We start from the raw sequence: 11965 nt of genomic DNA on the forward strand, positions 1-11965 counted from the left end.
AGGAGGAATCTATTTAATCAACCGAAACTGGCTCAAGTTCTTCTACTGAAGATTGGCCGTCTTCTGGCTCAGCAAATTTGATGCTGCGGTAACGGTGCATACCTGTACCAGCAGGGATCAATTTACCGATGATTACATTTTCCTTCAGACCGAGCAACTGATCGACTTTACCTTTGATCGCTGCATCTGTCAATACACGTGTAGTTTCTTGGAACGAAGCCGCCGAGAGGAAGGAGTCTGTTTCCAGGGATGCTTTCGTAATACCGAGCAGGATTGGTTTAGCAACCGCCGGCTCTTTATCACTAAGAATCGCAATTTTGTTGGCTCTTTCGTACTCATGCATATCCACGAACGATCCTGGCAACAGCGTTGTATCTCCTGCATCTACGATACGGATTTTACGCAACATTTGACGGATCATAACTTCAACGTGCTTATCGTTAATTTCTACGCCTTGGTTACGATATACGCGTTGTACTTCCTGCAGAATGTAGTTTTGTACACCACGTATGCCTTTAATCCGTAACATCTCTTTTGGATCAATGGAACCGTCTGTCAACTCGTCACCCGCTTCAACTTCCGCGCCTTCGCTTACGCGCACACGGGAACCGTAGGTAACGGCGTATACTTTGGATTCCGCTTCACCTTGAATTTCGATTTCACGACGATCTTTCGCTTCGCGAATCTCTTTAACCACACCATCGATTTCACTGATCGTTGCTTGACCCTTAGGATTACGAGCTTCGAACAACTCCTGGATACGTGGCAAACCTTGCGTAATATCGTCTCCGGCTACACCGCCGGTATGGAACGTACGCATTGTAAGCTGTGTTCCTGGCTCACCAATGGACTGTGCTGCGATAATACCAACTGCTTCACCAATCTCCACATGTTTACCAGTTGCGAGGTTGCGACCATAACACTTCTTGCAGACACCATGACTTGCACGGCAGCTGAGGACGGAGCGGATTTGCAATTTAGTAATACCTGCTTTGATAATCGCTTCTGCTTTATCGGAGTCAATCAATTCATTGCGACCTACAATGATTTCTTTCGTTTCCGGATGACGAAGAGTCTCGAAACAGTATCTGCCTTCAATACGGTCGTAGAGATCTTCGATAACCTCTTTACCATCCTGGATACGACTTACCGTAAAGCCTTTATCTGTACCACAATCATCATCACGCACGATTACGTCTTGGGCTACGTCTACGAGACGACGAGTCAGGTAACCTGAATCGGCTGTACGCAGGGCTGTATCCGCCAAACCTTTACGCGCTCCGTGAGTGGAGATAAAGTACTCGAGTACCGTCAAACCTTCACGGAAGTTAGATTTGATTGGGAGTTCGATAATTCGACCGGATGGGTTGGCCATCAGACCACGCATACCGCCCAATTGGGTGATTTGCGATTTGTTACCCCGTGCTTTGGAGTCTACCATCATCATGATCGAGTTGTAACGATCCATGGACTTCATTAGAATCTCAGTGATATCATCTTTGGATTTTGACCAGATATCAATGATACGATCATAGCGCTCTTCATTCGTAATCAGACCACGACGGTACTGATTCGTAACGATTTGTGCTTTTTCCTCAGATTGTCTAAGAATTTCAAACTTCTCAGGCGGAACGATAACATCAGATACCGCAACCGTAATACCGGCACGTGTAGAGTATGTGAATCCAAGTTGTTTGATTTTATCCAAAATAACGGCTGTTTCCGTTGTGTGATAAATTTCAAAACAACGTGCAATGATGGAGCCGAGGTATTCTTTACCGACACCGCCAGCCAGAGGAGCATTCATAATAGCTTCTCTGAGATCAGCACCTTTTTCATATACAAATGAGTGATCTGCAGTACCTTGGTAAAGGTTAGCACGAGTCGCATCATTGATATACGGGAAGCTTGCCGGGAAAATTTCATTGAAGATAATTTTACCGATAGTTGTCAGCAACATTCCTTCTTGCTGTTCTTCCGTGAAGCTTGTTTTACCAAGCGCCTTAACCGGAATAGCTACACGCGCATGCAGACCAGCAGTACCACGTTGGTATGCCGATACAGCTTCGTTAACTGTACGCAAGATCATACCTGTGCCCTTTTCTTCCTTGTTATCCATAGTGAGGTAGTAAGAACCAAGCACCATATCCTGGGAAGGAGTAACAACCGGTTTACCGTCTTTCGGGTTCAAAATGTTACCAGATGCAAGCATCAGGATACGTGCTTCCGCTTGAGCTTCAGCGGACAACGGAACGTGCACGGCCATTTGGTCACCGTCAAAGTCGGCATTGTATGCCGTACATACGAGCGGGTGAAGACGAATTGCTTTACCTTCAACGAGAATCGGTTCAAATGCTTGAATACCGAGTCTGTGAAGCGTAGGGGCACGGTTCAACAGAACCGGATGCTCCTTGATTACTTCTTCAAGAACATCCCATACTTCAGGACTTACACGCTCAACTTTACGTTTTGCGCTTTTGATGTTGTGGGCAAGCCCTTTATTTACAAGCTCTTTCATAACAAAAGGCTTGAACAATTCAAGTGCCATATCTTTTGGCAGACCACACTGATACATTTTCAGGTAAGGTCCAACAACGATAACGGAACGACCAGAATAGTCAACCCGTTTACCGAGCAAGTTTTGACGGAAACGTCCTTGTTTACCTTTCAGCATGTGGCTGAGAGATTTCAATGGACGGTTACCAGGACCCGTTACCGGGCGTCCACGACGTCCATTATCGATCAATGCGTCAACAGCTTCCTGCAACATCCGTTTTTCATTTTGCACGATAATATCTGGCGCGCCCAGATCAAGCAGACGTTTCAGACGGTTGTTCCGGTTGATTACACGGCGATACAAGTCATTCAGGTCAGACGTTGCAAAACGTCCACCATCCAACTGTACCATTGGACGAAGTTCCGGCGGGATAACAGGAAGTACATCCATGATCATCCACTCTGGCTTATTGCCCGAGTTGCGGAATGCTTCGATAACTTCCAGACGTTTGATTGCACGATTACGACGTTGTCCTTGCGCAGTCCGGAGCTCTTCTTTCAGGAACTCGAGCTCTTTGTCTATGTCAAGGTCTTGAAGCAATTTTTTTACCGCTTCTGCGCCCATGCCAGCATGGAAACCATAGCCGTATTTTTCACGGTAGCTGCGGTATTCTTTCTCGGACAACAGCTGTTTTTTCTCCAGTGGAGTTTCTCCTGGATCAGTTACAACATATGATGCAAAATAAATAATCTCTTCAAGAGATCTTGGAGACATATCCAGAGCAAGACCCATACGGCTCGGAATACCTTTGAAGTACCAGATATGCGATACCGGAGCAGCGAGCTCAATATGGCCCATCCGTTCGCGGCGTACTTTCGCACGTGTTACTTCAACGCCACAACGATCACAGACAACGCCTTTATAACGGACGCGTTTGTATTTACCGCAATGACATTCCCAGTCTTTTGTAGGGCCAAAAATCTTTTCGCAGAACAGCCCTTCTTTTTCCGGTTTCAACGTACGATAGTTGATCGTTTCCGGTTTTTTCACTTCTCCGCGGGACCAAGAACGAATTTTCTCTGGGGAAGCAAGCCCGATCTTCATGTATTCGAAATTGTTGACGTCCAACAAGGAGCAACCCTCCTTAACCAATTCCTGTAATCTAGGTTACGCCCACTCCGGCCGAAGCCGGAGCAAGACGTGAGCCTGATGAAAAACGCCGGTCATCATGCGCTCGAAGCGGTTTATTCCGCTCCGACCTCTGTACCCTCAAGGTTGAGGCTGAGCTTATCGCTCGCAGCGTCATCTTCATCGTCCATTTCTCTCATTTCAATCTCTTGCTCATCTTCGCTCAAAATCTTAACGTCCATACCCAAGCTTTGCAGCTCTTTGATCAATACTTTGAATGATTCAGGAACACCTGGTTCTGGAACATTCTCACCTTTGACAATGGATTCATACGTTTTAACCCGACCAACAACGTCATCGGATTTAACAGTCAAGATTTCTTGCAGTGTATAAGCAGCACCGTATGCCTCAAGCGCCCATACTTCCATCTCCCCGAAACGCTGTCCACCAAATTGGGCTTTACCACCCAATGGCTGTTGCGTAACAAGTGAGTAAGGACCCGTGGAACGGGCATGGATTTTATCATCAACCATGTGTGCCAATTTGATCATGTGCATGACACCTACGGTAACTTCACGTTCAAACTCTTCACCTGTACGACCATCATACAGGACAGTTTTACCATTACGTTGCATACCTGCTTCTTCCATCGTATCGAAGACGTCATACTCCTTCGCTCCGTCGAATACAGGAGTTGCTACGTGAATACCCAGTTGCATCGCCGCCATACCCAAGTGAACCTCGAGTACTTGACCGATATTCATCCGGGAAGGTACGCCCAGTGGGTTAAGAACGATCTGAACCGGTGTACCGTCTGGCAGGAAAGGCATATCTTCTTCCGGCAAGATGCGGGCCACGACCCCTTTGTTACCGTGACGTCCGGCCATTTTATCACCCTCGGAAATTTTCCGTTTTTGAGCGATATATACACGAACGAGTTGGTTAACGCCTGGAGGCAGCTCATCACCGTTTTCACGGGTAAATACTTTCACGTCTACTACGATACCGTCAGTACCATGTGGTACACGCAAGGAAGTATCACGTACTTCACGTGCTTTCTCACCAAAGATCGCATGCAAGAGACGTTCTTCTGCTGTCAGCTCTGTTACACCCTTAGGTGTTACTTTACCAACCAGAATGTCGCCAGCACTGATCTCGGCACCGATGCGGATAATACCGCGCTCATCCAAGTTACGCAACGCTTCTTCCCCAACGTTAGGGATATCACGTGTGATCTCTTCAGGTCCGAGCTTGGTATCACGTGCTTCTGACTCATACTCCTCGATGTGGATGGATGTGTATACATCTTCCTTAACGAGTTTTTCACTGAGCAAGATGGCATCCTCGTAGTTGTAACCTTCCCAAGTCATGAAGGCAACAACAACGTTACGTCCCAGAGCCAATTCACCCATTTCCGTTGAAGGACCATCAGCGAGGATATCACCAGCTTTGACAGCGGCACCTCTTTTGACAATCGGACGCTGGTTAATGCATGTTCCTTGGTTCGAACGCATAAATTTGTGTAATTTATATTTAACGATATCGCCTTTAACTTCCTGACCATCCACTTCTTCGACACGACGGACCCAAATCTCGTTCGCAGAAGAACGTTCAATAATTCCGTCATAATCGGAGACAATACATACACCAGAATCTTTTGCAGCTTTGTGCTCCATACCTGTTCCTACAAGTGGTGCTTTAGGAATCAAGAGTGGAACCGCCTGCCGCTGCATGTTGGATCCCATGAGTGCACGGTTGGAGTCATCGTTCTCAAGGAACGGGATCAGCGCTGTAGCGACGGATACAACCTGTTTAGGAGATACGTCCATGTAGTCAACTCGCTCACTCGGCATCGTAAGGATGTTATCCGACTGTTTGTTGTAACGTACAATGATCGCTTCTTCTTCAAATGTACCGTCTTCGTTCAACTTCGCATTCGCTTGCGCGATAACATAGTTGTCCTCTTCGTCCGCTGTCAGGTAATCAATTTGCTCGGTCACAATACCTGTCTTCGGATCAACCCAACGATATGGAGCTTCAATGAAGCCATATTCATTCACACGAGCGAATGTAGACAAGGAGTTGATCAAACCAATGTTTGGTCCCTCTGGAGTCTCGATTGGACACATACGGCCATAGTGGGATGGATGGACGTCACGCACTTCCATACCTGCGCGCTCACGCGTCAAACCACCGGGTCCGAGTGCGGACAAACGACGTTTATGTGTCAACTCACCCAGCGGGTTCGTTTGATCCATAAACTGTGACAACTGAGAGCTACCAAAGAACTCTTTAATGGATGCAATAACAGGACGTATGTTAATCAAAGCCTGTGGTGTAATTACGTTAGCATCCTGAATGGACATTCTCTCACGAACCACACGCTCCATACGGGACAAACCGATACGGAACTGGTTCTGCAGGAGTTCACCCACCGAACGCAAACGACGGTTACCCAGATGATCGATATCATCCGTGCTACCAATTCCCTGCAGAAGGTTAAGGAAATAACTGATGGACGAAATGATATCCGCCGGTGTCACGTTTTTAACGGACTTGTCAATGTTTGCATTGGCAATCAGTTTGACCACTTTACCATCTTCAGTTGGTGAGAACACATCAATCGTTTGCATAGGGATATCATTGGCATCCAAAACGCCGTTACCCACGTGATACGTGCGGAATCCAACGCTCTTCTCCAGATACGGCATGATTTCATCCAACAAACGACGATCAACCATTTGACCTGCTTCAGCAATGATTTCACCTGTTTCAGCGTCAACAAGTGACTCAGCCAAGCGTTGGTTAAACAAACGGTTTTTGATGTGAAGTTTTTTATTCATTTTGTAACGACCTACATTAGCCAGGTCATAACGTTTTGGATCAAAGAAACGTGCTACGAGCAAGCTTTTCGCATTATCCAACGTTGGAGGCTCGCCCGGACGAAGACGCTCATAGATCTCAATGAGTGCTTTCTCCGTGGAATCCGTGTTGTCTTTGTCCAGTGTGTTGCGGATATATTCGTCATTACCGAGCAGATCCAGAATCTCAGCATCTGTGCCAAAACCAAGTGAACGCAAGAGAACCGTAACCGGTATTTTACGTGTACGGTCGATCCGGACATAAACAACATCCTTCGCGTCCATCTCCAGTTCCAACCAAGCGCCGCGGTTAGGAATAACTGTAGCGGTATACGTTTTTTTGGCGTTTTTATCTACTTTGGTACTGAAGTAAACGCTAGGAGAGCGAACCAACTGGCTGACAATAACCCGTTCCGCACCATTAATAATAAATGTGCCCGTGTTGGTCATCAGCGGGAAATCTCCCATGAATACTTCCTGCTCTTTGACTTCGCCGGTTTCCTTATTAATGAGCCGGACTTTGACCCGAAGCGGTGCTGCATACGTAACGTCACGCTCTTTCGCGTCGTCTACTGTATACTTCGGTTCACCGAGACTGTAATCGATAAATTCCAAAATCAAGTTACCTGTAAAATCCTGGATCGGCGAGATATCCTGGAACATTTCGCGCAACCCTTCCTCCAAAAACCAATCATAGGATTTTTGTTGGATTTCAATCAGGTTAGGAACTTCGAGTATCTCGTTAATTCGTGCATAACTGCGCCGAGTGCGTCGACCATATTGAACAAGATGTCCTGCCAACTTAAACTCACCCCTCAATGTCTACTCACTTTAAAAATTTCGTTGCGAACCTCTGTTTGTAACCTTATAATGGTACACATACAGAGCAAAGCAATGCATCCACAAATAAAGAAAAGCCCTTACTCGAAATGTCGTTCGAAAAAAGAGCAACTTTGATCGGCGGATGTCTTTCCAAATCATTCTTATCCCCAGTTTGCCCAAAATGTACATATTATACGCCAAACGTAGGCATAATAAGCCCGTTCGGCGTAAAAAAAGGTTGACATTTTTAGTTAGCTAAAGCCAAGTAGGGCATCTTAATACTGACATTTTACAACTATACCACGACCTGAATTTCAAGTCAATAGTCCTATTGCAAAAAAAATGATCCCCTGCTTACTTTACAAACTCGGATTCAGCTTTTAGTAGATACCTCTTCCGATTTCACCGCTTTGAAAATCCGATAGCCTTTATCCTTCGTCACTTCTTCCACTCTTCCAAACAAAGATTCCAATTTCGCTTTCGCTGACGGGGCTCCTTGTTTCTTCTGAATGACAATCCACAACGAACCGCCTACCTTCAGATGGCGATGTGCCTGTTCGAAAATAGTATGAACCGTCTCTTTCCCAGCCCGTATAGGCGGGTTGGTTAGGATAACGTCAAAATCTTGCTTTTTCACTTCAGCCAGTAGATTACTTTGCAATACCGTAACATTGTTAATTCCGTTTGCTTTTGCATTTTCCCTGGAAAGTTCAACGGCTCTCTCGTTGATATCGATCATGGTGACATGTCCATCCGGTACAAGTTTGGCTGCTGTAAGACCCATCGGCCCGTATCCACAACCCACATCGAGAACATGAGCCCCTGATGGCAACTCTATCGCATCAATCAATACTCTGCTGCCATAATCGATTCCGTTTTTGGAAAACACACCGGCGTCCGTCACGAATCGCAGACTGAATCCGCGAAGAACCGCTTCAGTTGCTCTGCGATCATGCGCTACTTGCGGTTTGTCCGAATAATAATGATTGGACATGCCCTCACTCACTTTCCATTTACAATTACAGCAACAAACCCCTTGATATAAGTCAAGGGGTTTGTTGTTTTGTTCATCTAGCTTATAAAAGCTAAATTATTTAACTTCGATTGTAGCGCCAGCTTCTTCAAGCTTAGCTTTAACCGCTTCTGCTTCTTCTTTAGCAACTTTTTCTTTCAATGCTTTTGGAGCGTTGTCAACCAGTTCTTTTGCTTCTTTCAGGCCAAGACCTGTGATTTCGCGAACTGCTTTGATAACGTTGATTTTGGAAGCACCAGCGTTAGTCAAGATTACGTCGAACTCGGATTGCTCAGCTTCAGCAGAAGCTACTGCACCTGCAGCAGCTACTGGAGCTGCAGCAGTTACGCCGAATTCTTCTTCGATTGCTTTAACAAGATCGTTCAATTCCAGTACAGTCATGCCTTTGATTGCTTCCAAGATTTGCTCTTTACTCATGAGTGAACCTCCATATATAATATTATTTTTTTAATTCATTTGCCGCCTAAGCAGCATTCAGATCAAGTTGCTTACGCGCCTTGTTCTTCTTTTTCTGCAACTGCTTTAACCGCAAGCGCGAAGTTGCGCACTGGCGCTTGAAGCACGCTGAGGAGCATGGAGAGGAGTCCATCGCGGGATGGCAGTTCTGCCAATGCCTTAACTTCTTCTACTCCGATTACGCGACCTTCTACGACTGCACCTTTCAATTCCAGTGCATCGTTCTTTTTCGCGAAGTCGTTCAGAATTTTAGCTGGAGCCACAACGTCATCTACGCTGAATGCAATTGCAGTAGGACCTGTAAGAACACTATCGAGTTCTGTCAGTTCTGCTGCTGCAGCTGCACGGCGAAGCAACGAGTTTTTCAGCACTTGGAATTCGATCCCTGCTTCACGAAGTTGCTTACGCAACTCAGTTACTTGGGCAACGTTCAATCCGCGATAGTCAACAACAACAGTTGTAACGCTCTCGCGCAATTTTGCTGTTACTGCATCAACGGACTCTTGTTTTGCTTGAATCACTTTTGCGTTTGCCAATCTGTACACCTCCTGATCAAATTTATCCCATTAAGAAAAGCCTCCGTAGAATCACGAAGGCTTGATATATACTCATCATCGATTTGCATCGTTCTAAGTTCTATAATCACACCTCGGCAGGAAATTAAGCCAAATGGCACCTACTGTCTACGGCAAGCATATTCAAATGTCAACGGTCAGTCACTCGGACTCACAACTTTTATATCTTATCAAAAACAGGACAAGCCTGTCAAGAGATATTATCTAAAAGCTGCTGCGTTCACGCGTGCGCCAGGGCCCATCGTGGAAGAAAGACTAACATTCTTCAGATAAACACCTTTTGCTGCCGCTGGTTTAGCACGATTCAGAGCTTCCATGAGAGCTTTGAAGTTCTCATTAAGTTGCTCAGAAGAGAAAGAAGCTTTACCAATCGGTGCATGAATTTGACCTGCACGATCCAGACGATATTCGATTTTACCGGCTTTAATTTCTTGAACAGCCTTAGTTACATCGAAAGTTACCGTTCCGGCTTTAGGGTTAGGCATCAGACCTTTACCGCCGAGCAGTCGGCCCAATTTACCTACTTCACTCATCATATCTGGTGTCGCTACGCAGACGTCGAATTCGAACCAGCCTTGTTGGATTTTGTTGATCATGTCTGCATCACCAACATAGTCCGCGCCAGCCGCTTCCGCTTCTTTCGCTTTGTCACCTTTTGCAAATACCAATACGCGTTGTGTTTTACCTGTGCCGTGTGGCAAGACAACAACACCACGTACAGCCTGGTCTTGCTTACGAGGGTCTACGCCCAAACGAACTGCTGCTTCGATTGTTTCATCGAATTTTGCAGTAGCTGCCTTTTTCACAAGCTCTACAGCTTCTGAAGGCTCGTAAGTTGCTTCGCTGTCAATCAGCTTAGCAGCTTCCAGGTATTTTTTACCGTGTTTAGCCATGTTTTATTCCTCCTTTGTGGTGTTAGCGGATATACCTCCCACATCAACCGGTCGCGAATCGACCGGTTTTACGAAGCCATGTTTCTTATGAAAATTAGTCTTCGATGGTGATACCCATGCTGCGGGCAGTACCTTCGACCATACGCATAGCGGACTCAACGTCTGCTGCATTCAGGTCAGGCATTTTTGTTTCTGCGATTTGACGAACCGCATCACGTTTAACAGTAGCAACTTTTTTCTTGTTCGGTTCGCCGGATCCTTTTTCAACTTTAGCTGCCACTTTCAACAGAACTGCTGCTGGTGGAGTTTTAGTGATGAAAGTAAAGGAACGGTCCTCGAATACAGAAATTTCAACTGGAATAATCAATCCCGCTTGATCAGCTGTACGAGCGTTGAATTCTTTACAGAATGCCATGATGTTGACACCTGCTTGACCCAAAGCTGGACCTACTGGTGGTGCTGGGTTTGCTTTACCTGCTGGAATCTGCAGTTTTACCATTTTAATAACTTTTTTCGCCATGATTGACACCTCCTTGCAAAATAGTGGTTAACGGGTTTTCCAACCCTCCCACAAGAAACTTGAAGAGACTATATCTTCTCCACTTGCGTATATTCCAACTCAAGCGGTGTTTCCCGTCCAAACATGTTCACGTGCACTTTCAACTTGCTCTTGTCTACCAAAATTTCTTCCACGGAGCCTACGAAATTCGCAAAAGGACCGACTTTAATACGTACGGATTCCTTAATATCGAACTCAATTTTCGGCTTAGGTTCAACCATACCCATGTGCTTCAGAATTTGTTCCACTTCTTCAGGCAACAATGCAGTTGGTTTGGACCCAGAACCTGTCGAACCGACAAATCCTGTAACACCTGGTGTGTTGCGAACAACATACCAAGAATCATCCGTCTGTACCATTTCCACCAAGACATAACCGGGGTAAACTTTACGCATAACGGTTTTTTTCTTACCGTCCTTGTTTACCACTTCTTCTTCCATAGGAACAAGAACGCGGAATATCTTGTCTTCCATGCCCATAGACTCGACGCGTTTTTCCAAATTGGCCTTGACCTTGTTCTCATACCCTGAATAGGTATGAACGACGTACCATCTTTTTTCCATATCAAGCCACCGGAACCCTTCTTAAATAATCGCTTCGATCACAAAGGAGATGCCAATGTCAATGACCCAAAAAAACAGCGTCATAACCACAACAGTACCAAGTACGATCAATGTGTAGTTGGTCAGCTCTTTACGATTAGGCCAGCGAACTTTTTTAAGTTCAGCCCAGCTTTCTGAGAAAAAGGAAATCAGAGATTTGAAACTTCGTTTCACGCCGACACCTCCAAAAACTATCTGGTTTCGCGATGAGAAGTCTGCTCGTTACAAAACTTGCAAAATTTCTTCATCTCCATGCGGTCGGGGTGATTACGCTTGTTTTTTGTCGTAGTGTAATTTCTTTGTTTGCAGTTAGTACAAGCCAAAGTAATAATTACCCGCATGATGTACACCTCCCGAAGACTTCCACATTCAAGCAGAGTCTCTAAATTGATCCTGAAAAAAAGCCATAAATTTAGGCCTACCTAAAACACTTTATCACAAGGGTATAACCATGTCAATGAAAGAATAGCCTTTCATTCATTGGGTATTACTTCCGTACAACGTACATTCGTTTCTCATCTCTGTTTTTCTCTTCTCCT

At 45.5% G+C, this 11965-nt stretch carries 10 protein-coding genes and 1 other annotated feature; all 10 genes read right to left on the reverse strand.

Annotated features, from left to right (window positions below; translation table 11 throughout):
• Positions 1 to 13 precede the first annotated feature (13 nt).
• The 10 genes from rpoC to rpmG all read right to left on the reverse strand — a co-directional run bounded on the left by rpoC (position 14) and on the right by rpmG (position 11767).
• On the reverse strand, positions 14 to 3628 hold the full coding sequence (gene rpoC, locus QVE09_RS30455) for a DNA-directed RNA polymerase subunit beta' (RefSeq protein ID WP_315939804.1): 3615 nt from the start codon (positions 3626 to 3628) through the stop codon (positions 14 to 16).
• Positions 3629 to 3741: 113 nt separating this feature from the next.
• A complete protein-coding gene (gene rpoB / locus QVE09_RS30460) occupies positions 3742 to 7287 on the reverse strand; it encodes a DNA-directed RNA polymerase subunit beta (protein WP_091020534.1) in 3546 nt (1181 codons plus the stop codon).
• A 394-nt stretch (positions 7288 to 7681) separates the two neighbouring features.
• Positions 7682 to 8302 carry a class I SAM-dependent methyltransferase gene (locus QVE09_RS30465; RefSeq protein ID WP_036607169.1) on the reverse strand — a complete coding sequence of 207 codons (621 nt, stop codon included), beginning with the start codon at positions 8300 to 8302 and terminating at the stop codon, positions 7682 to 7684.
• Positions 8303 to 8398: 96 nt separating this feature from the next.
• Positions 8399 to 8758, reverse strand: a complete 360-nt coding sequence (rplL, locus tag QVE09_RS30470; RefSeq protein WP_062836176.1) for a 50S ribosomal protein L7/L12 — start codon at positions 8756 to 8758, stop codon at positions 8399 to 8401.
• A gap of 71 nt (positions 8759 to 8829) precedes the next feature.
• Positions 8830 to 9333 (reverse strand): 50S ribosomal protein L10, encoded by a 504-nt coding sequence (gene rplJ / locus QVE09_RS30475; protein ID WP_017692064.1) that lies wholly within the window; start codon positions 9331 to 9333, stop codon positions 8830 to 8832.
• A 24-nt stretch (positions 9334 to 9357) separates the two neighbouring features.
• Positions 9358 to 9504 (reverse strand) — a sequence feature (ribosomal protein L10 leader region).
• A 68-nt stretch (positions 9505 to 9572) separates the two neighbouring features.
• Entirely contained in the window at positions 9573 to 10265 is a 693-nt protein-coding gene (gene rplA / locus QVE09_RS30480; RefSeq protein WP_017692063.1) for a 50S ribosomal protein L1, read from the reverse strand.
• Positions 10266 to 10359: 94 nt separating this feature from the next.
• Positions 10360 to 10785: a 50S ribosomal protein L11 gene (gene rplK, locus QVE09_RS30485; RefSeq protein ID WP_017692062.1), complete on the reverse strand. Its 426-nt coding sequence runs from the start codon at positions 10783 to 10785 to the stop codon at positions 10360 to 10362.
• 68 nt (positions 10786 to 10853) lie between these two features.
• Positions 10854 to 11387: a transcription termination/antitermination protein NusG gene (gene nusG / locus QVE09_RS30490; RefSeq protein ID WP_024633599.1), complete on the reverse strand. Its 534-nt coding sequence runs from the start codon at positions 11385 to 11387 to the stop codon at positions 10854 to 10856.
• Positions 11388 to 11408: 21 nt separating this feature from the next.
• Positions 11409 to 11600 carry a preprotein translocase subunit SecE gene (gene secE, locus QVE09_RS30495; RefSeq protein WP_017692060.1) on the reverse strand — a complete coding sequence of 64 codons (192 nt, stop codon included), beginning with the start codon at positions 11598 to 11600 and terminating at the stop codon, positions 11409 to 11411.
• 17 nt (positions 11601 to 11617) lie between these two features.
• Entirely contained in the window at positions 11618 to 11767 is a 150-nt protein-coding gene (gene rpmG, locus QVE09_RS30500) for a 50S ribosomal protein L33 (protein ID WP_072735843.1), read from the reverse strand.
• Positions 11768 to 11965: the final 198 nt, after the last annotated feature.

Source organism: Paenibacillus sp. ClWae2A, assembly GCF_032452295.1.
Classification (GTDB): Bacteria; Bacillota; Bacilli; order Paenibacillales; family Paenibacillaceae; genus Paenibacillus.